The organism is Streptomyces sp. HUAS 15-9, assembly GCF_025642155.1.
Taxonomy (GTDB): domain Bacteria; phylum Actinomycetota; class Actinomycetes; order Streptomycetales; family Streptomycetaceae; genus Streptomyces.
Window position 1 is genome coordinate 1 of the sequence record NZ_CP106799.1, and the last position, 26,639, is coordinate 26,639.

The 26,639-nt window shown below is 67.1% G+C and carries 17 protein-coding genes, 8 pseudogenes and 1 riboswitch; of the genes and pseudogenes, 8 read left to right on the forward strand and 17 right to left on the reverse strand.

The features are described 5' to 3' along the window. Nucleotides 1-459 precede the first annotated feature (459 nt). A pseudogene (locus N8I87_RS42205) lies at nt 460-733 on the reverse strand (GntR family transcriptional regulator); the annotation flags it as partial. A gap of 209 nt (nt 734-942) precedes the next feature. Between N8I87_RS42205 and N8I87_RS42210 the strand changes: the two are divergent. Next, nucleotides 943-1,289, forward strand: a pseudogene (locus N8I87_RS42210) (GntR family transcriptional regulator); the annotation flags it as partial. Between the two features lie 31 nt (nt 1,290-1,320). Here the strand turns inward: N8I87_RS42210 and N8I87_RS42215 are convergent. From N8I87_RS42215 to N8I87_RS42230, 4 genes and pseudogenes are all read right to left on the reverse strand, one after another. After that, nucleotides 1,321-1,728: pseudogene (locus N8I87_RS42215) on the reverse strand (AAA family ATPase); the annotation flags it as partial. 405 nt (nt 1,729-2,133) lie between these two features. Continuing rightward, nucleotides 2,134-2,373 (reverse strand): hypothetical protein, encoded by a 240-nt coding sequence (locus tag N8I87_RS42220; RefSeq protein WP_263217066.1) that lies wholly within the window; start codon nt 2,371-2,373, stop codon nt 2,134-2,136. Nucleotides 2,374-2,633: 260 nt separating this feature from the next. Further along, nucleotides 2,634-2,783 carry a hypothetical protein gene (locus tag N8I87_RS42225; RefSeq protein WP_263217067.1) on the reverse strand — a complete coding sequence of 50 codons (150 nt, stop codon included), beginning with the start codon at nt 2,781-2,783 and terminating at the stop codon, nt 2,634-2,636. Nucleotides 2,784-3,930: 1,147 nt separating this feature from the next. Beyond that, nucleotides 3,931-4,290: a hypothetical protein gene (locus tag N8I87_RS42230; protein WP_263217069.1), complete on the reverse strand. Its 360-nt coding sequence runs from the start codon at nt 4,288-4,290 to the stop codon at nt 3,931-3,933. A 1,056-nt stretch (nt 4,291-5,346) separates the two neighbouring features. Here N8I87_RS42230 and N8I87_RS42235 point away from each other — a divergent pair. Both N8I87_RS42235 and N8I87_RS44675 read left to right on the forward strand, forming a co-directional pair. Next, nucleotides 5,347-8,034 (forward strand): DEAD/DEAH box helicase, encoded by a 2,688-nt coding sequence (locus N8I87_RS42235; protein ID WP_263217070.1) that lies wholly within the window; start codon nt 5,347-5,349, stop codon nt 8,032-8,034. Nucleotides 8,035-8,330: 296 nt separating this feature from the next. After that, nucleotides 8,331-8,818, forward strand: a pseudogene (locus N8I87_RS44675) (winged helix-turn-helix domain-containing protein); the annotation flags it as partial. 188 nt (nt 8,819-9,006) lie between these two features. Here the strand turns inward: N8I87_RS44675 and N8I87_RS42245 are convergent. From N8I87_RS42245 to N8I87_RS42255, 3 genes are all read right to left on the reverse strand, one after another. Next, the gene (locus tag N8I87_RS42245) at nt 9,007-10,971 is read right to left on the reverse strand and encodes a trypsin-like serine peptidase (RefSeq protein WP_263217073.1); all 1,965 of its coding nucleotides are present in this window, start codon (nt 10,969-10,971) and stop codon (nt 9,007-9,009) included. 267 nt (nt 10,972-11,238) lie between these two features. Continuing rightward, nucleotides 11,239-11,772: a DUF4232 domain-containing protein gene (locus N8I87_RS42250; protein ID WP_263217075.1), complete on the reverse strand. Its 534-nt coding sequence runs from the start codon at nt 11,770-11,772 to the stop codon at nt 11,239-11,241. A 308-nt stretch (nt 11,773-12,080) separates the two neighbouring features. Further along, nucleotides 12,081-12,221, reverse strand: a complete 141-nt coding sequence (locus tag N8I87_RS42255; protein WP_263217076.1) for a hypothetical protein — start codon at nt 12,219-12,221, stop codon at nt 12,081-12,083. Nucleotides 12,222-12,799: 578 nt separating this feature from the next. On the opposite strand from N8I87_RS42255, the pseudogene N8I87_RS44840 reads away from it, so the two are divergent. Further along, nucleotides 12,800-12,895, forward strand: a pseudogene (locus N8I87_RS44840) (IS5 family transposase); the annotation flags it as partial. Between the two features lie 20 nt (nt 12,896-12,915). On the opposite strand, the gene N8I87_RS42270 reads toward N8I87_RS44840, so the two are convergent. After that, on the reverse strand, nt 12,916-13,233 hold the full coding sequence (locus N8I87_RS42270; protein ID WP_263217078.1) for an NIPSNAP family protein: 318 nt from the start codon (nt 13,231-13,233) through the stop codon (nt 12,916-12,918). 167 nt (nt 13,234-13,400) lie between these two features. After that, nucleotides 13,401-14,072, reverse strand: a complete 672-nt coding sequence (locus tag N8I87_RS42275; protein WP_263217080.1) for an MBL fold metallo-hydrolase — start codon at nt 14,070-14,072, stop codon at nt 13,401-13,403. Between the two features lie 76 nt (nt 14,073-14,148). On the opposite strand from N8I87_RS42275, the gene N8I87_RS42280 reads away from it, so the two are divergent. Then, entirely contained in the window at nt 14,149-14,574 is a 426-nt protein-coding gene (locus N8I87_RS42280; RefSeq protein ID WP_263217081.1) for a MarR family winged helix-turn-helix transcriptional regulator, read from the forward strand. A gap of 662 nt (nt 14,575-15,236) precedes the next feature. On the opposite strand, the pseudogene N8I87_RS44900 reads toward N8I87_RS42280, so the two are convergent. Together N8I87_RS44900 and N8I87_RS42290 are read right to left on the reverse strand one after the other, a co-directional pair. Next, a pseudogene (locus tag N8I87_RS44900) lies at nt 15,237-15,449 on the reverse strand (DUF4158 domain-containing protein); the annotation flags it as partial. 342 nt (nt 15,450-15,791) lie between these two features. Next, a complete protein-coding gene (locus N8I87_RS42290; RefSeq protein ID WP_263217082.1) occupies nt 15,792-16,493 on the reverse strand; it encodes a DUF4232 domain-containing protein in 702 nt (233 codons plus the stop codon). Nucleotides 16,494-17,300: 807 nt separating this feature from the next. On the opposite strand from N8I87_RS42290, the gene N8I87_RS42295 reads away from it, so the two are divergent. Further along, nucleotides 17,301-19,862 (forward strand): DUF6185 family protein, encoded by a 2,562-nt coding sequence (locus N8I87_RS42295; protein ID WP_263217083.1) that lies wholly within the window; start codon nt 17,301-17,303, stop codon nt 19,860-19,862. 224 nt (nt 19,863-20,086) lie between these two features. Here N8I87_RS42295 and N8I87_RS42300 read toward each other — a convergent pair whose 3' ends face one another. Together N8I87_RS42300 and N8I87_RS42305 are read right to left on the reverse strand one after the other, a co-directional pair. Next, nucleotides 20,087-20,542, reverse strand: a complete 456-nt coding sequence (locus N8I87_RS42300) for a hypothetical protein (RefSeq protein WP_263217084.1) — start codon at nt 20,540-20,542, stop codon at nt 20,087-20,089. A 72-nt stretch (nt 20,543-20,614) separates the two neighbouring features. Then, entirely contained in the window at nt 20,615-20,851 is a 237-nt protein-coding gene (locus N8I87_RS42305; protein WP_263217085.1) for an SGNH/GDSL hydrolase family protein, read from the reverse strand. 350 nt (nt 20,852-21,201) lie between these two features. On the opposite strand from N8I87_RS42305, the pseudogene N8I87_RS42310 reads away from it, so the two are divergent. Then, nucleotides 21,202-21,660 (forward strand): annotated as a pseudogene (locus N8I87_RS42310) (acetylxylan esterase); the annotation flags it as partial. Between the two features lie 503 nt (nt 21,661-22,163). Then, nucleotides 22,164-22,682 (forward strand): RICIN domain-containing protein, encoded by a 519-nt coding sequence (locus tag N8I87_RS42315; protein WP_263217087.1) that lies wholly within the window; start codon nt 22,164-22,166, stop codon nt 22,680-22,682. 99 nt (nt 22,683-22,781) lie between these two features. Here N8I87_RS42315 and N8I87_RS42320 read toward each other — a convergent pair. The 3 genes and pseudogenes from N8I87_RS42320 to cobT all read right to left on the reverse strand — a co-directional run. Further along, nucleotides 22,782-23,099 (reverse strand): annotated as a pseudogene (locus N8I87_RS42320) (IS982 family transposase); the annotation flags it as partial. Between the two features lie 355 nt (nt 23,100-23,454). Further along, a complete protein-coding gene (locus N8I87_RS42325) occupies nt 23,455-24,906 on the reverse strand; it encodes a nitronate monooxygenase (RefSeq protein ID WP_263217088.1) in 1,452 nt (483 codons plus the stop codon). A gap of 260 nt (nt 24,907-25,166) precedes the next feature. Further along, complete coding sequence (gene cobT, locus N8I87_RS42330; protein ID WP_263217089.1) at nt 25,167-26,297, reverse strand: nicotinate-nucleotide--dimethylbenzimidazole phosphoribosyltransferase; 1,131 nt, start codon at nt 26,295-26,297, stop codon at nt 25,167-25,169. Nucleotides 26,298-26,387: 90 nt separating this feature from the next. Beyond that, nucleotides 26,388-26,568, reverse strand: a riboswitch (cobalamin riboswitch). Nucleotides 26,569-26,639 lie beyond the last annotated feature (71 nt).

Consider the following 26,639-nt stretch of genomic DNA (forward strand, 5'->3'; position numbering starts at 1 on the left):
CGCGCTGCGCGCGAGGCAAGCGAACCCCCGTGCTGCGCACGGGGGTTGCGCCCGCTCCGCGGGAGCGCCAGCGGCCTACTCCGCGGGCCGCACAATCCTCGGGCGAAGCCCGAGGATTGACGCTCCGTCCGCTCCGCTCCCGGAACAGCGGGGCAAAGCCCCGCACGGCCCTCCGCTTCGCTCCAGGCCTCATGTTGGTCCGCTCCACTCCCCCGCACAAGGGCCCTTCGCGCCCGCACCTACTAGAAGAGAGGGTGGGGGCGTGACTCCGGTCTACATCTGGAATGATGCACCATGTAGTAATGGCAGAAATACGAGGTACCTATGGGAAGGACCTTGAGGCAATCAAGTCGGATTTTTCCAGACGGCGTCAAGAGTGATGTGAGATGTCCGCCCCTGCAGGGGTCAGACCTCTTCTCTATTAGGGCGTCCGAGTTTTCGCTGTCATATCAGAAGTCACTAGGAGAGCGTCAGATCCGTCGTGATGTTTCCCAGAGGGCGTCGAACCACTTCTGCGATTGCTCCACGAACGCCCCGTCACGCCGACCCCCGTCGGCCCCGCCGCTCCTCGAAGAAGAAGAGGAAGGAATCGGAGCCATAGCGTCGTACATCTCCAGCGTTCCGCTGCTGTGGACTCCTCCCGGCGCGCGACCGTGTAGTACGCGAAGAACACCTCTGCGCTGTTGAGCAGGTACAGCTTGACCGACGAGGTGAACTGCAGCACGCGGACGGTCGTGTCGTGTGCTGGGGAGGGCTGCCCCTGGTCGGGACGGTTCATGGGGCCCGGAACGGAACTTACATCGTTCAACCAAGTCGGCAACCAACTCTGCCTAAGATGTCCTCACTTGGTACCTCCTCATAAACAACTTCCAGACAACTTCCCTTAGTGGTAGTGGAGTTGTAGTGGTTGGTCGTGGCCCAGGAGATCAGCGGGCAGCCCCCGCACAACCAGCGCCGGCCCGTAACGAACCCCAGCCGACGATGGTCAGCCTGGCCCCGCTCACAGGGGCCTTCTCGGCCCCGCACATGAGCATCTAGGCGGCCTTGCCTCACCGCGGGGGCCTGATGCTGGCGGCGAGCGACCTCGCCTTCCCGGTCCCGGTCGGGGCCTCGGGAACGAAGAACCCGTCCACCAGCGTTGGCTGGCCATACGCAACGCCCAGGACCATGTCTTTCAGCACAACCTGCCGGGCCTACGCTCCACCCACGACGTCGACATGAGCGTCGTCCTCCGCGCGCCGCCGCTCACCCCACCAGCCAAGCTGTACCTGCTCAACGGCACTGAGGCCGGAAATCGTGGCTGCCTAGGTGCGTGAGCATCAGCTCGAACTCGCCTTCCAGGACGTTCAGCAGTTTGATGTCGCTCCTGTCGAGCTCGTCGATCAGCAGCACCGCGGAGTGCCGCACGGCAGCAACGCGGCGCCGAGCGGACCGAGGTGGATGTAGCTGCCGATGGCCTCGACGGCTCCGGGACTGCCGGCTCCGCCCCGTACCGCTCTGCGCGGCTTGTCTGGACATCCTGCAGTTGAGCAATGGCGTCGTAGTGGTGCAGGCCGTGCTGGAGCGTGGAACGGCTGACGATGGACCGGCACAGGGCGTCACCCGTCCGAGCTCGTAGGCCACGGAGTGGGCCAGCGTCTTCTTGCCCGCGCCGGGACTGCCGGTGACGAGCAGAGGGCGGCGCAGGTACAGCGCCGCATTGATCATCTCCAACTCCTCGGACAAGGGTCCGCCGACATGGGGACGCAACACCGCCTCGTCGAGGATGAAGAAGGTCTGAGCGCCGCCGTCTCGTTCTGCAAAGGACCAGGGATGACGCTTGGCTGGTAGCTGCGGATGATGTCCGCCGCGCTCTCGTACCCGAGGTGCTGCAGGAACGGTTCGCGGATGCCCTCGCCGAACTCGCACCGCCAGGACCGGGCCCCTGCTGCCCGAGGGGCCTGTTGCTGTTCCATGACGACGTGCTGGTTGTCGCCTGGTAATCCTGGAGCATCAGGCGGAGATGGGTGGCAGAGACTCTGACCGCAACCGTTTCGATGCGGATCAACTTCGAGAGTGACCATTCCAGTGCTCCTGCGACCTTGCGCTGGCTGAGGCACAGCTGACCGGGGGCTCGCCCCGGTCAGCGATGTGCTAGATCAGCCGCTCCAGGTCGCCGCAGTACACCGACGGATTGCGGAAACCCTCGCCGACGCGGTACCGGTGGTCGTAGCTGCCGTCTCCGCACACTCCGACCATAGGGCACTCGCGGCACTGCCGGATGAGCCCATCGAGTTCCAACTGCCGGACGACGAAGCCCGGATGCTCCAGGACACCGTCGAAGAGCCGCCGGAAGACGGCAAGACCCGTCGTGGGCGTACCGGCGTAGGCCATCTTCAGCTAGTCCACCTGCTCGATAGCACCGTCGGTCTCCACGACCACCGCGATCACCGGCGGTCTGCCCACTGCCTCGTCTCATCCCGGCAGTCCCAGCAGCAGGCGGATGATCTCTCGGACGGCGGCAGCGCGGTGCCGAGCAGGCCGCGAACCTGACGCTGCACCGGAAGACCAGGGCCCCGCAGACGCGACGGAGGCAGACGGGGCCGACGAGGAGGGCGCACTGCCGATTCTCAGGCCAAGCCTGCACGGCCAGTTCAGAAACGGCCCCGCTCGGATGTGCGATCCAAGTTGATCCACCACACCAGGTCGTAGTCGGTTCTGAAGCGGTAGACGTACTCCGCGGCGACCTGCGTCTTGCCGACGCCGGACATGCCGAGCAGGGTGCAGGCGGAGGCTCCGCGCATGGGTCGGAGAGGCCTGATGGAGCTCGGTGAGCAGGTCGTTGTGGCTGGTGAAGTGCGGTTGTGGCGCAGGCGCCGCAGGTGCCCCCGGATTGCCGGCCGCAGCGAACTGCCCGCTGCGCTGCACCTGTTCCAGGATAGTCGGCGTCGCCCGCTCGGTTCGTCAGGCGCGGATGACCCGGCACGAACGAGGGTGTGTTGGGCGACGGCGGGCCCGCCCGGCATCAGGGCTCGCCCTTCGGCTGCTGGCTCCCAGTCCTCGACAACGCCGGGAGGCCGGAGAAACAGACGACTGGGTGACTGGTGACAGTCCCCGTAACGGGCCCGGCCTGCGTCGGCTGGGTTCTCAAGAGGTTGTTCCTGCTCACCCCTGGAGTGGTCCGGTGCTGGCCCCGCCGTCGTCGAGGCGGGTAGGGACGACCCTTCCCACTCCGAAGGCTCGTTGTTGGCCGTCTTCAGCGAGCCCGCCTGCTCGAAGGCGCCGTCGGTCCCGATCACGACCAGATCGCCTAGCACGAGCCCCACCGCCTCAGTCAGGCTCAACCCGCCGCGCAGCGTACCGAGCACCGGGTCGAACTGGCACCGGAAACCTGCAGTCCTGCTCCTCCCGCGGCTCAAAGACCCCGATCGGCAGGTCGGCGTACGGTGGCCGGGCGCCGACAAGTTCGGCGGGGCGTCCCGGACATGCTGACGTCCCGGTGACGTCTGCTGAGAGGCACTGCCTTGGTGTGAATGCGCAGATCGAGCGTGGTGACGGGGCCTGGGTGGGGGCGAGAAGCACGCCGATGCCCTGAACCGGGGAGGCCCCTCCAGCAGGGGCTCGCTGCCGTGCAGGATCACGGGGACGGACTCAAGGGCATGCGATGCGGTGTGCTCCGCGATCCGAGGGGCGACGGAAGGTGGTTTGCGGCCGGATGGAGGTGGGCCTCGACCGCCGCCTCTGATCGGCGTTCTGATACCTAACAGTGGTCGCACGATGGATCGCACCTGCTGTGGATCTTGAGGACGTGCTGACGGGGCGCCGGGTTCTGCGTGTAAACATGCGTCTGGCCCCAACCTCCCTGTGTACTGCAGAGGTTGAGGCCAGGGGGACTGCCTGCCTAGTGCTGTGTGGCGGGGTGGAAGCCGTCTGGCACCAGGCTGTCAGCCATCAGTCACCGCGCCGTTCGGCACGCTGCATGCGGGCACGGTGCATCCGCAGGAGCACGAAGCACCCCACCACTCCGCCGCTGGTGACCAGGGCCACCGTCCCGTATACCCCGGCGCCAGGTGCTTGTGGGTCCTTGGCCACGGCGCACAAGGCGCAGAGAGCCAAAACGATGACCGCCAGGACGAGGATGACGAGCGTCACGAGTAGGAGCTTCTCGAGACGCTTGGCGCTGCGCTGCTGGTCAGCGAGTGTCTGGAGGAATCGGTTCCAGCGCTTGAGGCCTCGCCTGCTGCCCAGCGCTTCCCTGATCATTTCCCGCAGGGCCGGGTCATCGAGATCCACGGTGTGGGCACTGCTCATCCGCTCTTCTCCTCGCTACTGATGTCATCTGGCTGCTGAAGGCCGGTCGTTGGTTGTCGTAAGTGGACTGCGGGCGAGCTAACCGCGTCCCGTGCCGGGTGGAAGACCAGCGTGGGACACCCGCACCGCAGACCGGGAGTGAAGGGGAACTTAGCGCACAGGCGAGCTCTGCACCGCCCAGAGCGTCACGTTCCCTCGCTCAAAACTCTAGCGGTCCAACTCACCCCCGAGCGCTCACTTCTGACGCTGACGCAGCATGCCACAGGACTTCCCGCTGCGGGATGAGATCCCTCGCGTCAGGCGTGCCTCGTCAACCCTCTGCAGATCCTGCGACGGCGTACAGGAAAATTCCGCTCCTAACCGCCGATGAACAAAATGCGACACGACCCGAAAGGTGGGTCTCTAATTGCTCACTCGATTTACATGTATAGCAAATTTATGCATCTCAATTCTTGGCAAATAGAAAGCGCTTGCTCACAGGCTGGTCCACTGGGCCGCACACAGGCGGAGACCCCGGCCGCGAACGCCTTCCACCGCGCCGCGCCAGGGTCTCCGCAACGCCCTGTCCCAGACCATCGATGAGCCTTCAGCAGCCAGATGACGCAAGGACGAGCACCCCCGACAATACAGCCCGCACAACCCCGAAGAGGCCTACTCCGAGGCCCCCTCGACCCAACGAAACAGACGGACAGAACACCGCCTTGCCCGCCTCAGCCAGCCACGGGTCCTTCGGCCTCGATGGTTCGCCGGGGAGACGGTCGCAGCGCCTGGATGCGCAGTGACATCCGGCTCCGAGTGCTGGGGTGCGGTACCCGGGCCTGGGCATGCGTGCAGATCGACCGATACAGGCACGGCAAAAACTGCTGCAGGTCGTGCGGCCGCGCCGGCACCCTCGGGCGACGAGAACCGGGCCCCGGTGATCGCGCAGTTGGTGCAGGCCGACGAGGCCCCTCCGCTACGTGACCAATCGGCACCGTGCGAAGGAGGCGGCGGACCCCGAGCCATGGATAGGTCTGGTGTTCCCACTGGAGGGATGTGGTCTGGGAGAATGCCTCCATGCCGGGGATTCAGCTGCGGGAGCACCAGGTGGACGCGGTCACGCGGGTCCGTGCCTGGGCGGGCTTTCCCACGCGATCAGCCGTCGGTGAGGAGGGACGGCGGGCCACGCTGGTGTCCGCGACCGGGTCGGGAAAGACGATCACCTCTGCCGCGGCCGCGCTCGACAGTTTTCGGGGCGGGCGGATCCTCGTGATGGTGCCCACCCTCGACCTGCTGGTGCAGACCGCCCAGGCCTGGCGGCAGGTCGGCCACCACGGGCCCATGGTCGCGGTGTGCTCCCTGGAGGGCGACACCGTCCTGGACGCGCTCGAGGTGCCCACGACCACCAATGCGATCCAGCTCGCACTGTGGGCCGGATCCGGACCGGTGGTGGTCCTGGCGACGTACGCCTCCCTCGTCGACCGGGAAGACCCCGACGACCCCATGAGCCGGGCGATCGTGCCAGGGCCGCTGGAGACGGCTCTGGCGGGCGGGCCGCGGCTGTACGGGCAGACGATGCAGCCCTTCGACCTGGCCGTCGTCGATGAGGCCCACGGCACCGCCGGCGCCCTGGGCAAGGCCTGGGCCGCCATCCACGACCAGACCCGCATCCCCGCCAGCTTCCGGCTCTACCTGACTGCCACCCCCCGCATCCTCGCCTCCCCCCTGCCCGTACACGGCCCGGACGGACGCGAGCTCGAGATCGCCTCCATGACCTCCGACCCCGACGGCCCCTACGGCGAATGGATCTACGAACTCGGGCTCGCCGAAGCCATTGAACGCGGCATCCTCGCCCCCTTCGAGATCGACGTTCTGGAGATCCACGACCCCGAGCCGGAGACCGGGGCCTCGGAGCAGGAGGTGCGCGGCCGACGCCTGGCCCTACTGCAGACCGCGCTCCTCGAACACGCCGCCCACCACAACCTGCACACCGTCATGACCTTCCACCACCGAGTGGAAGAAGCCGCCGCGTTCGCGGACAGCCTGCCCAAGACGGCCGCCGAGCTGTATGCCACCGAGGTACCCGAGCAGTCCCTCGCCGACGCGGAGCAGCTGCCGGCGTCGGTGATCGACGCCCGGCTCTACGAGCTCGAGCCCGGCCGGCATGTGCCGCCGGAGCGAGTGTGGTCGGCATGGCTGTGCGGCGACCACCTCGTCGCCGAACGCCGCGAAACCATCCACCAGTTCGCCAACGGCATCGACAGTGCGGGGCACCGGGTGCACCGGGCGTTCCTCGCCTCCGTCCGGGTTCTCGGCGAAGGCGTCGACATCGTCGGCGAACGCGGCGTGGAAGCCATCTGCTTCGCCGACACCCGCGGCTCCCAAGTCGAGATCGTCCAGAACATCGGCAGAGCGCTCAGGCCGAACCCGGACGGGACGACAAAGACCGCACGGATCCTCGTACCCGTCTTCCCCCAGCCCGGCGAAAACCCCACCGACATGGTCGCCAGCGCCAGTTATGCCCCGCTCGTCGCCGTCCTGCAAGGACTGCGCTCCCACTCCGAACACCTCATCGAAGACCTCGCCTCCCCCGCCACCACCAGCGGACAGCGCAAAGTCCATGTCCAACGCGACGCCGACGGCCGCATCATCGCCGCCCTCACCGGCACGGAAGGTGAAGGCCCGGCCCATGAGGCCAGCGGCGGTACGCACTCGGCGCTGCTCCACTTCTCCAGCCCCCGCAACGCGGCGACCATCGCCGCGTTCCTGCGCAACCGCGTCTACCGGCCCGACTCACGGGTCTGGCTCGAGGGCTACCAAGCCCTTCGCAAGTGGCGCGCCGAGCACGGCATCACCGGCCTGCACGCCGTCCCCTACGACACCCAGGTCGGCCCCGTCGGCGTGACCGCTTCGTACCCCCTCGGGCGATGGATTCACCAACAGAGGAAAGCCCGCCGGAACGGAGACCTCGCCTCACACCGCATCCAGCAACTCGACGACGAAGGCATGGTCTGGGAACCCGGCGACCAAGCATGGGAGAACCGGCTCGCCGTCCTGCGGTCCTACCACCGCGCCCACGGACACCTCGCACCCCGCCAAGACGCCCAGTGGGAAGGCCCCGACCCCGACGGCCCGGACGGCACCAACGTCCCCATCGGCCAGCTCATGGCCAACCTCCGCCGACCCCACGGCCTCGGCAAAAACCCCGAACGCGCCCAGAACCGGGCCACACAGCTCACCGCCATCGACACCGACTGGAACTGCCCCTGGCCACTCGACTGGCAACGCCACTACCGCATCCTCGCCCAGCTCGCCGCCGACGAACCCGACCACCGGCTCCCCGACATCAACCCCGGCGTGACGTTTCAGGGTGACGACTTGGGCGCATGGGTCCTACGGCAGACCCGAAGCTGGAGCGAACTCACCGACGAGCAGCAGAAACGACTGACCAGGCTCGGCCTGACACCCGCCCACCGGCCCACCCCGGCCCTGACGGCCACGGGCGGCGAGAAGGCGTCCGGAAAACCGTCAGCAGCCTTCCAGAAAGGCCTCGCTGCCCTCGCCCAATACATCGCCCGCGAAGGCCACCACCGCGTACCCAGGGCCCACACAGAGACCATCACCGTGGAAGGTCCCCGCCACGGAGAAAGCACGTCGGTATCCGTACGACTGGGCGTATTCATCAGCAACACCCGCACCCGCCGCGACAAACTCACCGAACCCCAACGGGCCGCACTCACCGAACTCGGAGTTGAGTGGGCATAACACCGTCGGCCAGTGGCAGGGTCTCGGCCGTCACCAAGGGAGTCGAGCCGGCTGACACGCGAGCTTGGCTGGGCGGCGCGGGAACCGTAATCGGGAGTCCTCCCCGCTGTGGCTGCCGGAGTCGCCGGACTCCGGCAGCCCGGGCCGGCCTATCGCTGGAATGAGACATCTCTCGCTCGCCCCGAGGGTACGGACGTGTGAATACCGCCCCTATTACGGTGTGCTACTGAACTTGATCGAGTGATGTCGGGAGGGGTCGCCTGACAGCGGCCGCTGGCGCCGGTAGGTCCTGGGGAGTGAGATACGCGCAGGGTGGTGGGCTGACCGACACCGAGAGGGCCGCGCGGGAGCGGATCCGGTTGCAGGCTGTCGTCCGCTTCGAGGCCGGGGAGAAGAACCGAGAGGTCACCGCCGCGCTGCGGGTGAGCGAGCGGTCGGTGGAGCGGTGGCGCCGGGCCTGGCGCGAGCGCGGCCAGGTCGGGGTCCTGTCGCTGGGCTCTCCGGGACGGTCCCGGCTCAGTGGAACCCAGGTCGTCAGGCTGGCGGGGGAGTTGGAGCGTGGCCCGTTGGTCCACGGCTGGGCGGACCAGCGATGGACGTTGGCGCGGGTCAAGTCGTTAATCGGCCGGCTGTTCCACGTCTCCTACACCGTCGAGGGCACGTGGCGGTTACTGAAGCGGCATGGCTGGAGCTGGCAGCAGCCGGCCCGGCGCGCCATCGAGCGGGACGACGATGCGGTCGAGGTGTGGAAGAAGGAGACCTGGCCGCGGGTAAGAGGACCGCGGGCGGGCAGAGGCGGGCCTACGCGCGTGCCAGCCTCGGAGGGCTACGTGACTCTCCACGATGTTGAAGCGCGTTTGCCCCGCACGGGTCACGGCGCAAGCAAGTTGGCCCACGGGGGTAGCCGCATACGTGATGCCCCCGGCACGGTCGTGTGCCGAGGGCATCGGGTGTGGAGCGCCGGCCATGGGCTCAGCCGGCGTGAACCAGGGTCTCCTCGCTGCCGAGGTGGGCGGCACCCGTGTCCCTGTACATGGTGGTCTCGCCGTCGGACCAGCGGATGACGAGGTCGTCGGTCCGGTGGTTCCCCGTGAAGTCACCGGTCGTCATCACGGTGTCGTGCTTCCAGAGCCCGTTGGGGTCCAGGATGCGCCGCTCGGTGCCGAGGCCCGATGTGGTCGTGCCGACGTAGTTGTCGAGTTCGCCGTCGGTCCAGCGCACCATGAGGTCCCACTTCTGGTTGCCGGAGAACTCACCGCTGGTGAGAAGGGTGGCGTCCCTCCAGGTGTCGTTCTTGTCCTTGAGTTTGTGCTCCTGGCCGAAGGTGCCCGCGCTGACGTTGGTGTAGAGGGTCACCTCGCCGTCGACCCAGCGGACGATCAGGTCGGTGACGTACTGGGAGGCGTTGAAGCGGCCCGCCGCGATCTGGGTCGCGTCCTTCCACAGGTCGTTGGGCTTGATCATCTGGGTGCCCGCCCAGTCGAGGCCCTTCGTGTCGACGTCGCCGTAGAGGGTGACCTCGCCGTCGGACCAGCGGACCATCAGGTCGAAACGGTTCGACCCGGTGAAGTCGCCCGCAGTGATGGTCTTGGCGTTCTTCCAGGTGGAGTTCTTGGGCAGCAACTGCCGCTCGCTGGTGAAGTGGCCGTTTCCGTCGCTGTTGTAGAGCGTGACCTCACCGTCGGACCACACCACGACCATGTCGCTGTGGCCCTTGCCGCTGAAGTCGCCGGAGGCCATCAGGCTGGCGTGCTTCCAGGTCTCGCCGGAGCCCATCGTGTAGGGCAGCGGCGGCTGGTCGTACGGACCGTAGTCGGGGTTGCGGCCCTGCTGGGCGTCGGCGTAGAGGCGGAAGAAGCGGTCACCGTGCAGCGGGCTGTAGGTGATCTCGTTGTACCGCGGGTCCGACCCCGGCACATCGGGGCCGCCCTGGAGAAACCCGCCCACGTTGCCGATGATGGTGCCGGTGTCGCCGGAGGCGTCGAGTTCGGAGAAGAACGGCCCGCCGGAGACGCCGCCCCACATCCCGGCGCAGTAGATCTGCATCTGGTTGTAGCCCGACAGTGCGGTCGTGTAGATGTCGGGGCAGCGGACCGCCTGGTCCGGCGGGTTGTGCTCGAGCTTGGGGTAGCCGATGACGGTCACCTTGTTGGCGTAACCCGGCGTACGGGCCAGCGTGTTGGCGCCCACGACGTCCTGGACGTTCTTACCGCCATTCGGTTTCAGGCTCGCGAAGGCGTAGTCCAGGTCGGAGGTCTTGGCTTTGTCCCAGGTGGCCCTCTTGTCGCGGAACCACTTGTCGACCGCCCAGACGCCGTGCGGCTGCGCGGCCGCGGTCTTGGTGTGGTCGTACATGGGCACGAACATGGACTTCGCACCGACACAGTGACCCGCGGTGAGGATCAGGTTGTGGCCTGCGCTGCGCACCACGCTGGCCGTGCAACGGTGCCCCTTGAGGCCCTTGTCCTGGCTGAAGATCGTGCCAACGGACTTGATGCCCTTGAAGTGCTGGGCGGTGATGCCGGCGGCAGAGGACCGCTGGGCGGCTGCCGTCAGCCCCTTCGGCGGGGCACTACGACCCGCGGGGTCGGTGGCCGAGTCCATGCGCTCGGGCGTCCAGAAGCGGATGGCGGCCTCGGCCGTCCAGTCGTCATCGGCGGCCGGCACCGCTGTGTCCGAAGCCGAGGGCTCGGCAGACGGGCCCGTCGAGTCCGCGGGCGCCGGGCCGGTCGAGTCTGCGGGAATCGGGCCGGTCGGCGGCTTCGGCTCGGGGGCAGCGCTCTGCAAGGGCCCCGACACGGCCGGCGTGGGGGTGCCGGGTGCAGGGGTCGCGGTATCGGCCTGGGCCGCGGCGGCGTTGCCCAGCAGCACCACGGCGCTCAGCACCGCGACAGCCCCGAGACGTATGGGTCTGCGGAGCAATTCAGGTTTCTGCATTCAGGTTTCTCCAAGAGGCAGGCCGGACGGCGCGAGGACTTGAAGGGCAGGCGCCTGTTGCGGGACAGCAGGCATGACGCTGCTACTGAGCCCGACGCGTGATCTGCCTTCCAATGGCCTGCTCCGCGCTCACCGCACGCAACAGCAACCCCCGATGGGTTCCCCCGTACCGCCGTACGGCAGCTTTCGATCGACCGTGGTCAGCGGTCGCAGCCGTCATGATCGCATGGTGGGCGCACGAATGCACACTGTTTATCCGGCTTTGTGTCAGTGCAGTTGAGGTGCTCCCAGCAGCATGTCGAGGTCACACACCTGTGCCCGCCGGTGGTGCCCCTTCTCATCGGTCAACTGCACACGAGAGCCGTAGTCGTGCGCCGTGGGATGCGGGGGCCGCACCTCGACGCGCGGGTTGTACTCGGCCATGACCTCACAGGACCCGGACGGCGAACCGACCGCGTCGTAGAAGACCGGGATCGCGATGCTGTGACCCGGCTTCAGCACCAGATGGACCGGCGTGGACTGCTTCGGCTTGGAGTCGGCCGACGGCCCCTTGCCGACGTACACACTGAGCTCCGGGTAGCCGTCGAAGGCGCACGGCTTCGACCCCTTGTGCGCGGCGCTGAGCATCGCCGTCGGCGTGTCGTGCGGCTTGCCCGGCAGCAGGGTCATCTTCCAGCTCAGCTGGGGCGTTGCGCATGCGGCGATCCGGCTTTCCGAGCCGCTGCCGCTCTGGCCGCAGGCAGCGGCACCCAACAGCATCACCAGGCCGACCGTGCAGACCGCCCCTGCCCGCCGTGACATGAGAACTCCCCCTGGGTGACGCCACTCCCACGGGGCCGAATGCCGCCGCTCCTGCCCCACCGGACAACAAGATGCGGGCACGCGCACCGGGGTTCCACAACGGCCGACGAGATGATCAACTCCCTCGCACGATCTCGTGCAGCCTCCCCAGACACTCCCTCGTCCCATCAGCAAGGACCAGGTCCACCCCCACATCACCACATCACCGCAGCACCCAGAGATCGGTAGCGTTCCCCCTCCGCCAGCCGCTCTCGTCCACCAGCAACAGCGCGCCCCCTCGGTGTCGAGGGGGCGCGCTGGTCATCGATTCAGTTGTCGTCCGGCAGCGGTTTGCCGAGGCGGATCGTGGTCTGACAGTGCAGTACCTGTTTGTACTTGTGGCTGTTCTGCTCGTACCAGAAGGAGCAGCCGCTGAGATCACCACGGACGGAGCCCGTAGGTGCCGTCATTGCAAAGAGCGGTGGCGCCGTTTCCGGGAGTGCTGGAACCCCCTGAAGAGCTTGAGCCGCCGCTCCCGGATGACCCACCGGACGAACTGCCGCTGCTTCCGGAACCTGCGGCGGCCGCCTTCGCGGTGACGGTCACCTTCACCTTGACCGTCTTCGTCGCCGTCACTGTCGGCGCAGGATTCGGTGTTGCGGTCTTTGTCGCCGTGGCTGTCGCGGTGACCGTGGCAGTCGGCTGCACGTTGTCGGACGCTGCCTTCGCATCCTTCCCGTTCCCCTGTCCGCCGGCGCCGATGCCGAGGAAGAAGGCGAGACCGATCGCTGGCAGCACGTACCGCTTCCGCGCCCACTTCGGGGCCGTTCCGAGAGGCGGCTGTGGCGGCATGGTGTACGGATTAGTCATATGTCCCCCCAGGACGTGTTGGCAGCGCTGACCGTAGCGCCGGCTGTGACGTCTGGGGTGCTGTTTCGGTGTAGCAGTCACCTATTCGTGACGTCTCCCGAGTGGACTCGACCCGGCCCGCGGACCCTGATCCGGCGAAGCTGTCGCAAGCCACAGAAGCGGCCCCTGTCACCCAAGCCTGCATCAGACCCGGGCCATAGCCACGCGGTAGGACAGGCTGGCAGTTCGCTACGAGGCAACGGTCCTCGTCGCAGCCATCAATGAGTGGCTGTGACCAGCGGATTTGATAGGTCTCTAGGCATTGGGCGTCTTGTCGAGAGGCCGCAGGAAGCGACGTTCGTACCGGTGGATGCACCGGGTCCGACGAGCCAGCTCAATCGTCTCCCGGCACTCACGGTCACGCGCGCTGTCTGTGCGGTACTGCTCGTACACGGCAAGGCTGGGGAAGGAGAACAGTGCGTACGCGATGTCGGTGTCTCCCTCGCTGGGCAGAAAATAGCCGTGGTGCGTACCCTCGAACCGGCCGACGAGGGCGACCCACCGGCGGCCGTACTCCTCGAAGGCCTCGATGCGGTCGGGATCGATCTCGTACTTCACATGAACGGTGATCATGCGCGACATCAAGATCCACTTTCGATACACACCCTGATCGCCTGACCGCTTGCGCGAACCGCCGCGCGGCCATCGGCAGCGGCCGCCGTGATGTCCGCCTTGCCTGGGACAACTCCCCCGCTAGCTCCCGGGCCGAGGCATTTCCTCCGCCTCGGCCCGGTCAGCCGTCAGGTCCGAGGAACCGCCTGGCTCAAGGCGCCGCCGGCTCCGGACAGGCCGACTCCGTCCCCTTCGGACCATGTGCGGACGGCCGAGCCGTGCGGTCCGCCGACCAAGCTGCTCAGCACCTGAGTGTGGACGGTCAGCGCCGGGGGGCTCAGCACCGCGTCATGAACGAGGAAGACCTCGCCGGGTCCGACTTCCCTGACGTAGTCGACGACCTCGGCCAGCTTCACCCACGGCGCACCGGCCGGCGCGAGGAGCGTGCGCACCTCCTCCTCCGGGACAGTGAGCGCGTCGCCCGGGTGGAAAACCCCGTCGACTAGGAAGCCGACGTTGTCGAACTCGGCGAAGTCGCGGTGGATGGTGGCGTGCATTTCCCCGTACACGTGGAATTCCAGAGGACCGACGTCGAAAACGTCGCCGTGCCGGACGGTATGGACGCGACCGCCGAGGTCGGTGAGGTGGCGGGCGACCGCCGGGTTGGTCCAAATGTCGATGTCGCCGCTGGCCTCCCGCAGTCGGTCGGGGACGAAGTGGTCTACGTGCTCATGCGTGACAAGCACCGCGTCGGCTCCCTCCAGTGCGTCCGGATCGCTGAAGCAGCCGGGGTCGATAACGACGGTGCAGCCCTCGTGCTGCAGCCGTATGCAGGAATGCCCCAGTGAAGTCATCTGCATGACTGGTCTCCCTTCCTTTTATACAGCCAAACTGTACAGCATTGCTGTATTTCTGTGCTGCGGGTACGGTGATGCCGTGAACGAGCAGGAGATCGCGAGCGACCTGCGAGCCGTCCTCGGAAACCTTGTGCGGCACGCACGGACCACCGATGCCATGCCGCAGGCGCAGGCCGCAGTGCTGGGCTTCCTTGACCGCGAAGGACCGATGACCACCAGCGAGCTCGCGGCCCGGCAGCAGGTCCGCCACCAGTCGGCGGCGCGGGTCGTCGGCCAGCTCGTGGAACTAGGCCTCGCCCGCCAGAAGCCCCATCCGGACGACAGGCGCAAGGTCCTCGTCATGCTGACCGATCCGGGCCTGCGGGCACTCCAGGCACGTCGCGGCCGCCGAGCCGACTGGCTCGCCGAGGCCATTAGGGCAGAGCTGTCCCCCGCCGAACAGCAACAGCTCGCGGAGTCCGTCGCCCTCCTCAAGCGGCTGGCCCGGCACGGCGATCGCAGCTGACCGTCCCCTGTCTCCAGCGGGAGACCGCCGCCGATCAGGCAGCGTCTCCCACAAAGGCGGTCTATCTGTCCGGTGTCATCCTCGCCAAGCCCGGACTGCTGAACGCCCTGACCGGCCCGAGCCAGTGGCTGACCTGGACCGTCGTCGGCATTGAGCCTCCGCCAACTTCGAACCCGCAGGGCGTCGGGGGCTGGTGTGAGTCACCCGGGCAGTTGTGAGCCGCTGAGATCGACCAGCTTCATGGAGGCGGCCTCGAGGCATGGCCTCTGCTCGAATGTGCAGTTCGTCATTGCCAGGGCATAGGGCACGTGACAGCCCGTCAGATCCAGTACCCCTGCCACTACTGCGCCGCGTAGCCGCAGGGATGGCACGTATCCGGGCTCCGGCGATCACCTCGGCTGGCACGATGGCATCGGGGCCTTGAGCCGAACCTCGGCCAGCATCGCCGAGATCGACCATCCCCCCGATGGAGAATGCATCCCACAGCATCTGCTCGGCTGCCGACAACCCATGGCCAGGCACGGGCCACTTCCCCACAACGTCGGATCGATCGGTTCGGATTGCCCCCATAGGGGGATGCGTGCACCGTTCTCTCCGGTTCCTGGCACAGCCAGGCTGCTGCTGCGAACTTGCGGGCGCAGGGAAATTGACCGCCCGTAGGCGTCCTCCATGCCCAGATGCTCGGCCAGGTACTCGACCACCGGCCATGGCACATCCAGCGGGTCCTCCAGGAACAGTCCCAGGCAGCGGGCCGTGCACATCTCGAGCGCGAACCCCAGACGGTTGTGATTCCCTCGCCGTTTCCCGCTCAGCTCGCGGTCGACGTCGTCGAGGTACAAGAACCGCTCCGACTCCGGCCGCGTCGGCTCCTCCATGAACCGTCCTTACGTATCAGCCAACTCGCGCGCTCGGTCCACCAAGGGACCACCTGCCCAGTACGTATACGGCTGTGGCCCCGAACACGCAGGTGTTCGGGGCCACAGCCGTTCAAGCGGGCAGGTTCAGCCGACGTTGGGATCCCGGCCGACCAACTGCGTCAGCAGCTCGACGATCTGCGCCTGATTGCGGTCCATCGTCTCGGCGATGTCACTCAGCTGTGCCTGGAGGTTGCCCACCTTCTGATCAAGGGCCGGTGATCGGCCGTCCGGTCTCCGAGGCGCGCAGGAGGACGGTGATGTCGTTGCGCACCGCTGGGTGTCGGGGTCAGGATCGGCGTGCTACGACGCGCTCCCCGCGCCTGGCCGGACGGTGCTGACGCTCAGGCTGCCGAGCGTCCCGGCGCAGGCAGTCGAGCTGTAGGCGACGTAGATCGGGGTTGTCTGACCCGGCGGGTAGACCTGCAGGTATTGCGCGGCAGTCGGGTGGCACTGCTCCGCGGGGTAGTTGCCGGCGTTTGTGATCCGTAGCAGCGCGTTGCCGGTGGCCCCCGGCGCCAGCGTCACCAGCGTGGGGGGTGTGGTGGTGTTGCGGGTGGCGGCCGGGCCGATCTGACGGACGGGGCTGCCCCCGGCGAGCGACACCCCGGGGTAGCCGTACAGGGTGCAGGCGGTCTTGGAGATGTTGGTGAAGTCGATCACCTGGTAGACGCTGCCGGCGGCGCCCTGGCTGACACCCGGTCTGGCGTTCAGATAGCGGGTCGGGCAGGCGGCGGTACCCCTATGCGTGGTGCCGGCCGGCGCCTCGGTGCCGGTGCCCGTACCGCTGGCCCGAACTGCAGCCGCCGCGGCAGACGCCGTCGTAGCCGGTGCACCGGAAGTAGCCGGTGCGCCAGAAGTAGCCGGTGCGTCGGAAACCGTCGCTGCGGCGGTGCCACCGGAGGAGGAGCCGGCCGAGCCCGCGCTGCAGCCGGTGGCGATCGCCGCGATGCAGGCGAGTGCGGTGGCGGGGAGTACTCGCCGGAGTATGAGTGGAGCTGACAACGCGGTTGCCCTTCTGCTGCGCGGAGCGGCTCATTGGCCGTGTGACACTCATGACGCCGCGCGTGCGACGCCGGTTGTACCAGACACGTCCCGGCGGTTTCACTGTTGTGTCCCGGCCCCTCGGGGCCCAGACCGGCTTGCCGGACATGGCAGGTCCGGTGTTCCGGCCGGGTCCCGTCCGGCGAGGCTGGCAGCTGCTGGATCGCTCGTGTGCCCTTGCGGACAGGCAGTGCCCCTCACCCTTCAGGCGGTTCAGGGTCCACCGGACCGTTCGGATGGATCGAACAGTCCGTCGCGTCCGGGACGGAGCCAGTTTGCTGGCCGTGACGAACACCCGGCAGAGGGCGTCTGCGCCGCTCGGGCTCGGGGCGCACTTGGCCGTTGCGCGCGCCCCATGCTGTCTGGCGTTTGTCCACTGCAGGTGCTTTGACCTGCAGCGGAGTTATCCGGTTGTCCTGCCGGACGGCTCAGATGCTTCATCGCGATACGTACGGCTGGATTGGGCGGTAGTCATGGGACATCGATTCCGCGCCAGCCGCTTGCGGCGAGCGCGCGGGAACGTGACCACGGGCCTATCCCGCCCGCGGCCGGGGGTTCAGGAGGCCGCACGACAGTAGACCCAACGAGCTATTTATCGACAGCTATCTGGCCAGCGTGGTTGCCCACATCGGGTGTGTTCCTCGAACGAAGAGCATTGCGATACCTCGCCACCGCCACAACGGACTATGGGCGATCGCTGCCGCATGATGCGGGGCGGATCAGCTCGGCAGCTTCCGGCCATGGGGGAAGGCACCATCGGCTGTCAGGGTGGACCTGCAGGTGCCCGCCGTGCCACCGGAAGTACGACGGCTCGGGCGGGAAGATCCTGTAGCGGTGATCCGTCGTAGATGCTCCGTGCCGCACCTGCTGTCCGTTCTCCTGCTGACTCTCGTTTCCATGTCGGGCACTGCAGTCATTTCTCATGCGGCCGAGGCCTATCAGGCCGACTCCTGCGGTGTCGACAAGGTTCGTGGCGTTAAGGTAGCCGCATCGGCAGAATTTGATCACCGTGGCCAAGACTACAGCATGGTCACCAGCGTGATGGAAATCAAGATTCCGGCCGGATGGGGGCGCTCCGCGGATCTACTCCTGGACACTCACGCGTCTCGTTATCGTGAGGTGCTGCGCTGCCTTCTTGGGAAAGTCTCCGAAGAGGATTTCTATGACGAGAATGAGTGGCGGTTGAAGCCGCTCACGGTGCATTCCGACGAGAAGGGCGTAGTGGTTCACTACGAGGCCGTTGCTTGGGTGCAAGGGCTTGGCACGTATCACGTTGGCCCCTGGAGCCTAGCGGCCGGCAAGAGCATCTGGAGTATCCAACTGGCGCCCCCGGTGAGTCTTGCCAAGGCGGCGTGGGAAGACGTGCAGGTCCATACGGGGGGTCCCCGGCCGTTGTCGGTCGCCCCGCTGCCGGCCAGTGGCGAAAACGGCACCCTAATGAGCTGGCACAACAAGAGGCCGACTGGCTGCATGGTCACGTTCCGCCCGCCCGCAGCCCAGCAGTGGGGAGCAATCGCGGTGTCGTGGGGGCAGGCCTGGGAAGCTCTGGGGGTCTACAGCGGATCGGCCGCGGCCTGGAACGTGGTGGCAGGTGCCCTCTTGCTCATCGCGGCTAGAAAACTTCGACAAGGGCTTGGGCGACATCCGATCGAGGAGGAAGAAAAGGCATTGAGAACACTGCACACTTGGGCACTCCTGCAGGTGGGCCTCAGCCTGCTCGTCTACATGGGCGACAATGTCTACTACTTCATGGCGGATCGCTTTTCCTGGATTCACGACTACTGGTCAACCGTGGCTTTGTTTTCGCTGCTGTTCCTGGGGCTCACACTTTGTCTCTTCGGAAAGTTGCAGAAGTCCTTGCTTGCCCTCGCGTGCGCACTGACCTTATCTATCGTCGGACTTTCCGTCGGCTCTGAACTGTCAGAAGATGCACTATTGCCCGTATCTGATGTCTATATTTCCCCTGCCGGAACCCGCGTAGTACTGATCGCGTATGCGGCCGCAGTTTTTGTGTTTTGCGTGGGCATAATTTCGGCAGGGCAGAGACCTCTGCCGCCGGAGGGGCGAAGATTGTCGACATGGCAGCTGGTCTCTATTTCCACAGGATTTTCGGTGTTGACTGTCCTGTGGGAGGTCCCGGCCCTTCTCCGCGACTGGAATCGCCGCACTTGGCTTGCCGACCCCGCCTGGCCGACATACAAGGAAAGATTTAATGAGTCATACGACTTGTGGTGGGACAGGTTCCCTGACGCGGCACTTCCGTATCTGTGGGAATGTACATGGATTGTCTTGACGGCGCTGGTGTTGCTGGGGGCACTTCGCGTCTGCCGAGCAGAACGAAGTGACACTGGTTCGTTCACGCCCACTCGGCCGGAAATGTTTCTTCTCGTGGTCTTTTTCGCACTGGTTGCGCTGCCTGACTACTCAACTTACTTCGGCATCGCGGGTTACATTCTGGGCCCACTTATCGGTCTCTGTGCTGCTTGGATGATTCTGTCCTTGGCGCGTTCCAAGTCCGTGCTGCGACAGTCTTCCGCAGGGGGCATTCCCCTGGGCCAAGTCATTTCACAGACCGATCGATCGCACCTGTTGAGCATGGTGCGCCACTATCGAGAGCTCCAGGATCAGCTTCATCACGCCGACTCCGGAAACGGGGCCGGACGTACGGTGACTCAGTCGATCGAGCAGCAAATCGATCAACTGGATCGATGCCTGCCCGAAGGGGTCAGGCCCATTGACGTGGCCTTCGCCCTGGGCCCCATGGCCACATGGTGGGCCAATGCCTGCAGGTGCGCGATCATCGCCTGCTTCGTCGGCCTCCCCGCGACCGCGGTGATGTATTGGAACGACATGGTCGGAAACAACAACTGGGTCCTGACAACCCTTGTCTCCCCTGTATTTCCTTCAATCGTGCTTGACGTTCTCTACTGGCAGCTCACCTGGATGGGCGGAGCATTCTTTCTGGGAGCGCTTTGGCGTGACCTTCCCGGCCGTCATGGGCCGACGAAAGCATTCTGGGTCGCTGTCGCTTTCTCAATTCCCGTTGGCGTTCACCGGATTCTTGGCGAACTCAGCGGGCAGAGCCTTCAAGGTACGGTCGCCGCTATTGCCACCTTCACATCGGTGTTGACCGTTACAGGTTTGGTTATGGATGTGCAAACGTTCCAGAGTGAACGGCGTTACTGGCCCACGAGCGCCAGTCTGGTCGTGTACATCTACCGGATGCGTCTTGCCTCGGTCGCATTCTTTCTGGCGCAGATCGTGGCCCTCGCCTCGGTCTGGAAAGCTCTGCGGGAAGGCGGCCCCACGGCACCACCCCCCTCCCGATAAGATCGCAACGGTCTTCACACGGTGATGAGCAGGGAGCTGTTGATAAATAGCTCCTTGGTTTCTGAGGTCTGTTGGCCCGTAGGCAGGGCGGCGTCATTCAGCGGATCTGCATTTCTGTCCGTGCACTGGCACAAACCCACCAATCACCAAGCCAGCGCCATGGCGGGCCCCGCTCCCACACCGAAACCCTGCCAGACAGCACCCCCGCGGCAAGTCAGTGCCCGTCAGCCGTAGAGGACGACCATGGAGGCGAGTAGCAGCACGGCCGAGGCTGCGAGGGCCGGAATCCGGTAACGGCTCCATGCGGCGAGGGCGCATGAGAACGACCAGGCCCCGCCCGTGCACGCGACAGCCCACCAGCCGGCTGTCGCGTGCGCAGCCCCGAGCAGAATCGGCGCCAGTATCAGCGTCGGTGGGATGACGGCGAGCCGTGGCCGGATGCCCAGTCCCTTGTACACGACGACCAGCACGGTCAAGGAGCTCGCGAAAAGGAACGGAATGGCTGTCAGGTTCCATCCGGTGAAGCAGAGTACGCCGGGGTCCGGACCGCAGATGCGGTCACTGCGCCGGTGGACCCATGACAGGTAGGCCAAGGCGCCGGTGGCCAGGACAGCTCCGCTGGCGGCGGCGCCCAGCAGCCGTGGCAGGGCGGGCGCCGGTTCTGTACGGGGGGTGGTCATGTCGTGCAGCCTTCCGTATGCGACGGCCGGGGGCCTGAGTACCGGTACTCAGGCCCCCGGGTCAGTTGTCGGTCATGGCTTCCGAAGGGTCTGTTCCAAGGTGTCCGCGTAGATACGGGCACCGGCGATCTTGGGGTGGAGGGTCTGCATGGACGCCTTCGGGCTTTCGGTGTCCGCCTTCTCCCGTCCGTTCTCCACGACGGCGTGAATGGTCTCCGGACTGCCGCAGGCGGCCTTGCCGTCGAAGTTGGCCCGCGGGTCGGCGAAGACTGCCCACGTTCCGCCGAGCTGCTCGACGGCGCCCTTCATCCCGGCCGCGAGACTGTCGGCCAGATCCCGTACCCAGTCGTTCTGACGGTCTCGTAGGGACCGGGGAAACAGCTGTGGTCCTTCTCCACCAGGCGGGGTAGCCCATGAGGACGACCTCCGCGTGCGGGGCCTGGGTGTGCATGGCGTTCAGAGTCAGGGCGATCTGCGGCCGCACGGAGTCGTGCAGCCACTTCGGGGCCAGTCCTTGAGGGCGCCTGTGGTGTCACTCGTCCTTTCACCGGTCGCAGGGTCGACGTTGTCCAGTTCAGGGTGGTCGGTCTCCGGGTACAGGTCAGAGCCGTTCGCTCCGGTGACCGCCTCACCGGAGGAGTAAGAGGTGTGCCTGGCTCACCCTGCCCGCGCGCGGCGAGAACGACGGCCCGTACGCGTGCACCGTCCAGTTCCTCGGCTACGGCGAAGGCCGCGGCCATGTTCTGGACAACCTGCTGTGGCCCGCGCTCGGCTACGCCACACTCGTGGTCGACACCTGGGGCCAAAGCGGCGCCGGCGGCCGGTGTCATCTGAGCTGCGATGAGGTGTACGTCGGTGAAGTTCCGCTTCGGCGAGGCGCCTTCGGGGTCCGCCACGCCTTCGTCAGGTCACGGAAGGCTCGCAGGTTCCAGGTCGCCACCAGGAGAATTCGAGCCGCCCGACTTCGCTGGTACGGCGTCATCCAGGACGGCCTCCGACTGGGCCACCTGCGCGGTCACTGTCTGCGGCGGGGTCAGGACGTCGGCTTCAGCGGGCACAAGGTCCTCCTCGACACGGGAGCTGCGACCTCGCAGCGTGCGTTCTCACGCCCGACTTGAACAAAACCCCATGCGGGTGACCCGGCATCCCTTGGGCGGCTGCCCGGACCGTGCGAATGCTGCGCTGCAGCACGACAGCCTCCGCCAGGGATATGAGTGGCAGGACCACGAGCCGCCCGTGCAGCAGCCACAGTCCCTGACCAATTGCTGCTCGCACAGCAGACCGGTTCCAGCGTTACGTGCGTGGCGCGCAGCACGAGAAGCTGCGACTGGAAATCCGTGCCGTGCACCGGCAGCTACAGCCGCTCTGACGCCACCGGACCAAAGGCTTCGCCCGTAGGGACAGTCGCGCCCCGGGTCAGCAGATTTCCCTTGGCAGGGGTCAGACCGTGCAGAACCGGCCATATCGGATAATACGCCGCACGTCGGATTGTAGTGTTCATGCCTGACCCATAGCGTGTGCGAGGCATCCGCGGCTGGGTGATGCCCCGCATCACAGCACACGGCCGCGCACCCATGCCCGCCCTTCGACCACAGCGGGCCACCGCCAACGGAGGACCATCATGAGCCTGCGCACTGCCCTCGCTACCGCCACCGCGAGATCGGCGGCGGCTGTTCTCGCCACTGCGGCGCTGCTGCTGGCCGGCACCACGGCCGCGCACGCCGTCACACCCAGGCCCAAGGGTCCGGCCATCGCCGACGGCCAGATCTACTACTACGCGCTCCAGAACCAGAACACTGGCCGCTGCGTGGACGACTCCTGGGACTACGGCCTGCGCGCGTTCACCTGTAACGGGCTCAACTACCAGAACTTCAACTGGTACAAACAGACCGACGGCACCTGGGTCGTCCAGAACCAGAACACTGGCCGCTGCATCGACGACAGCACCGACTACGGCCTGCGCGCGTTCGGCTGCAACTACCTCTCCTACCAACGGTGGACGATCATCTACCAGTCCGACGGCACGAAAACGTTGAGGAATCAGAACACCGGCCGCGTGATCGACGACAGCACCGACTTCGGTCTGCGCGCGTTCGGGTACAACGCGCTGTCCTACCAGAGGTTCACGTTCGTCGGCTGACATCCCAGCCGGCCGCGGCCGTGCGCACCGTTGCTGCTGCGCCCGGCCGTGGCGCCTCGATCAAGCTTGCACCGCGCACCTCACGCTGCTCGACGAAGCCCATGGAATCGCGACTCCGGTCTTTCCGAAGGGGGCCGGTTCGTCCGTGCGGTCCGGCCGCGCCGGGTGAGCTCCGAGCCGTTCGGCGACGAATCCTTCGAACTCCCGCCCGGCGAAGTCCTTGTCGGCCAGGATCACCTGCCCGGCCCGGATCAGGTGGTGATCGCGTTCCAGTAACGCGGTCACCACCTCTCGCTCGCCGAGCTTGGGGCCGGCCAGGCACCAGGAGACCGTCATGCCCTCGGCGGTGGTAGCAGGTACAGCCGGTATGAACCGCGAGTGGCCGCGGCAGTAGCCGTAGCCCGCGTGTCCGGCCATGATGCGGTGCTGTTCCGGGTCCGGCGGGCGCGAACGTCTTCGCGCAGGGGCCTGGAGTTTTGCAACGGCGGCCTTGTGCCCACCTGGCGGCAGGTCAGGCCGTCCATCACAGGCTCGCGCCGCGTCTTCTGAACGGCGGGCCCGGTGGGCGCGGCCCGTCTCCGTACCGCCGTGGTAGGCGGTACGGACGTAGGTGACATCGGTGGCGTCCGCCGTGAACTGGTCGTCGTACACAGCGCTGTTGCCGTTCCTGACCGACGGTCTCACCACAGAAGAACCGCGCCCAACTCCAACTCGCCATCGTCGACCGGCATATGGTCGTGGTCATGGGTGAGCCCGTCCAACGGCGCGCCGCTCACACCGGTGCTTCCACCAGGCCCTCCGACAGCCAGCGCACCACCGACTCCGCGCGGTACGGCCGCCCCTGGGGAGCGATCTGGCGCAGGAAGCCGAGGTCCTGGCCGATCGTGACGATGGGGGGCTCCACCATGCCGTGCGGACGGCGCTGCCCCAGCCCGACAGCGGCCAGCAGACCGTTGCACAGGCACTGCCGTCCCTCGGTCTGCTCGGCCGTACCGCCCTTGCGGACGTACATCGCGGTGGGCTCCGCCGGGCAGCGATAGCCGATGGTGCCGCGCTCGGTGCGGTAGGGGGTGCGCAGATAGCCGAGGTCGCAGACCCGGGGGCGTGTCGAGCTCACGCCCGGGTCGGCCAGCGTGCCCGGCAGGTCGGCGACCTTGAACGGAAAACTGGTCGGAGAGGCCGCGGGGTCGTTGCGCACGGTCAGTTCGGAGCGGAGCTCACGCTCGACCATGTCCCGCCGCAACTGCGGGTCAAGGCCGGACTCCTCGCAGAGCGCGAAGACACTGCCGAGCTGGACGCCGGCCGCGCCCACTGCCCTGGCCCGGCGGACATGGTCCGGTCCGCACTGGCCGCCGGCGATCCAGAAGGGCAGGCCGAGGGCGGCCATCTTCGCCAAATCAGGGGTGTCCCGGGGGCCGTAGAGAGGATCGCCCTGCTCGTCCAGGCGCATCGGCCCGCGCGGTGGCGCGCTGTGCCCGCCGGCGCGGTGGCCCTCGACGACGAAGCCGTCCGGGGTGGTCTCCGGGGAACGGTTCAGATACGACGCCAGGGCCGGCAGCGAGACGATGGCCAGGACGTCGGGACGGCGCAGGGGCCCCGGCTGCGCTCCGCGCAGTATCGAGGCCGGATCGAAGCGCAGGTCCACGGGCTTGTCGTCACCGTCGACGTCCAGTCGCGCGGTGACGGGCCGCAGTTGGGCGAGCTGGGTCGCGATGCCCGGGATCTGTGCGGGAATGCCCGCACCGACCAGCACATAGTCCACGCCGGCCAGGATCGCGCCGAACATGGCGGGGACCGTGGCGAGCTGGACCTTCTCCAGGTAGTTGATGCCGACCGGTCCTTCGTGGCCTTCCCGGGCGAGCCACACCTCGCAGAAGTTGGCCACCACGGTCAGCGACCGGCCCGGGCACGCTTCCTCGGCCGTCAGCCGGGGTGTGGCCGCGAAGCGCTCGTCGGCGCCGATCCCGCCCTCGACGAAGTAGCGCTCCTGTATGGAATCGGCAAGCTCCCGTACGGGGAAGGCGGCCAGCGCCCGCCTCAGGTGGCCGCCGGGGTCACCGCCCTGCAGCACCCGGATCAGCAGGGTGTCCAGGGCGGTACCGGAGACGACACCCAACTGTCCGGTACGCGCGACGGCACGAGCCAGGCGCCAGCCGGACACGCCCACCCCCATTCCGCCTTGGATCAGCCAGGGCAGGTCTGCCCTCGTCCGGGGTGTGCTCATGGGTCCTCGCAAGGATGCTAGCCGGGTCCGGAACACGTACTTACGGTTCCGTAACCTACGATACCGTAACCAAAATTCGCGCCATCCCTCCCCCGGGTTCAGTAGCGGGCGTCGTAATGAGTGGGTGTCGCAGTGGGTGTCGCGGACGTGACCGGAGCCCGGTTCAGGCACGTCCTGAACCGGGCTCCGGTGGAAGACGCCCGCCTCGTGGACGGCGGGCGCAGTAGGTGTCCTGCCTGTGGCGCGGCAGGCAGGCTGTTTCAGAGGCTCTTGCTCGAGACCTCCGCGGAGTCGAATGTGGCCATGTCGCGCAAGGCGCGCACCCCCGCCTGTACGAGCGGCAGGGCCAGCACGGCACCGGTGCCCTCGCCGAGCCGTAGTCCCAGGTCGACCATGGGATGCAGGTCGAGGTGGCGCAGGGCGATGGTGTGCCCGGGTTCGACCGAGCGGTGTCCGGCCACACAGGCGGCCAGGGCATCAGGGGAGAGCGCGGCCGCGACCAGAGCGGCCGATGTGGCGATCACCCCGTCCAGGATCACCGGGACCCGGTGCATGGCGGCGCCCAGTACGAACCCGGCTATCGCCGCGTGTTCCAGGCCGCCGACCGCCGCCACGGCCCCGACCGGGTCGTGCGGGTCCGGCCCGTGCAGCTCCAGGGCGCTGCGCACCACCCCCACCTTGTGCCGTCGGGCCGTGTCGTCGATTCCCGCTCCGTGACCGGTGACGTCGTCCGGGTCCGCACCGGTGAACACGGCGATCAGTGCCGCGGACGCGGTGGTGTTGGCGATGCCCATGTCGCCGGTGAGCAGGCAGCGGCAGCCGTCGTCGACGAGTTGTGTGGCGACGCCGATGCCGACCTCGATGGCGTCGACGGCCTCCTGACGGGTCATGGCCGGAGCCTGGGTCATGTCGGCGGTTCCCGCCCGGACCCGGCGTCGTAGCAGCATGTCCGGGTTCGTGTCCGAGGTCGCCACCGGGGTGGCGACGCCCACGTCCACCACGACCACCCTGGCTCCGGTCTGAGCGGCCAGGACGTTCACCGCGGCGCCGCAGGCCAGGAAGTTGGCGACCATCTGGGTCGTCACCTCCTGCGGCCAGACGCTGACGCCCTGGGCGTGGACACCGTGATCGGCGGCGAAGACGGCGACCGCGGCCGGTTCCGGCAGCGGCGGCGGGCAGCTTCCCGCCAGAGCCGCGAGCTGGACCGACACATCCTCCAGCCGGCCCAGCGAGCCGGGCGGCTTGGTCAGGTTGTTCTGGCGGTCACGGGCCGCGGTGCGGGCGTCGGGGTCCGCGGGCGTGATGGCGGCCAGGGTGCGCTCCAGCAACTGGCCGACGGCGGGGTCGGCGGCAGACCGAAGGGTGGGGTCGGAGCCGGACGAGGGCACCATGAAGGGAGTTCCTTCCGCTGTCGACGGTTCTCCACGCCGCCGTGAACAGGCCGTGCCCGGGCGGGTAGTGCCTGGCTGCGGGACGGCCGGAATATCCTGGCTCCCGGATCTCGGCGCCCGGCTTGTGCAGCACGGGTACCGGCGCCGGCTCCCGGCCTTCCCAGCGGCCGGTTCGCACCGGCTGCCAGTGGCCATCAGCGGGAGGCAGCTCCCCGGTTACAGTGGCGGGCCCGCACCGGACTTGGGCCATCGGGCCCGCACCGGACTTCCTCCGCATCCGTCACCCGCATCCTGCCACACACCCGCCGTCGGCGAGCCGCCGCCCGAGGGGGTCCACAACGC

What these genes read in the sequence shown, in the direction of transcription:
- N8I87_RS42220 (WP_263217066.1), bottom strand. Translation starts at nt 2,373, where the DNA reads ATGGCCTACGCCGGTACGCCCACGACGGGTCTTGCCGTCTTCCGGCGG.
- N8I87_RS42225 (WP_263217067.1), bottom strand. Translation starts at nt 2,783, where the DNA reads ATGCGCGGAGCCTCCGCCTGCACCCTGCTCGGCATGTCCGGCGTCGGC.
- N8I87_RS42230 (WP_263217069.1), bottom strand. Translation starts at nt 4,290, where the DNA reads ATGAGCAGTGCCCACACCGTGGATCTCGATGACCCGGCCCTGCGGGAA.
- N8I87_RS42235 (WP_263217070.1), top strand. Translation starts at nt 5,347, where the DNA reads ATGCCGGGGATTCAGCTGCGGGAGCACCAGGTGGACGCGGTCACGCGG.
- N8I87_RS42245 (WP_263217073.1), bottom strand. Translation starts at nt 10,971, where the DNA reads ATGCAGAAACCTGAATTGCTCCGCAGACCCATACGTCTCGGGGCTGTC.
- N8I87_RS42250 (WP_263217075.1), bottom strand. Translation starts at nt 11,772, where the DNA reads ATGTCACGGCGGGCAGGGGCGGTCTGCACGGTCGGCCTGGTGATGCTG.
- N8I87_RS42255 (WP_263217076.1), bottom strand. Translation starts at nt 12,221, where the DNA reads ATGACGGCACCTACGGGCTCCGTCCGTGGTGATCTCAGCGGCTGCTCC.
- N8I87_RS42270 (WP_263217078.1), bottom strand. Translation starts at nt 13,233, where the DNA reads ATGATCACCGTTCATGTGAAGTACGAGATCGATCCCGACCGCATCGAG.
- N8I87_RS42275 (WP_263217080.1), bottom strand. Translation starts at nt 14,072, where the DNA reads ATGCAGATGACTTCACTGGGGCATTCCTGCATACGGCTGCAGCACGAG.
- N8I87_RS42300 (WP_263217084.1), bottom strand. Translation starts at nt 20,542, where the DNA reads ATGACCACCCCCCGTACAGAACCGGCGCCCGCCCTGCCACGGCTGCTG.
- N8I87_RS42305 (WP_263217085.1), bottom strand. Translation starts at nt 20,851, where the DNA reads ATGAAGGGCGCCGTCGAGCAGCTCGGCGGAACGTGGGCAGTCTTCGCC.
- N8I87_RS42315 (WP_263217087.1), top strand. Translation starts at nt 22,164, where the DNA reads ATGAGCCTGCGCACTGCCCTCGCTACCGCCACCGCGAGATCGGCGGCG.
- N8I87_RS42325 (WP_263217088.1), bottom strand. Translation starts at nt 24,906, where the DNA reads ATGAGCACACCCCGGACGAGGGCAGACCTGCCCTGGCTGATCCAAGGC.
- cobT (WP_263217089.1), bottom strand. Translation starts at nt 26,297, where the DNA reads ATGGTGCCCTCGTCCGGCTCCGACCCCACCCTTCGGTCTGCCGCCGAC.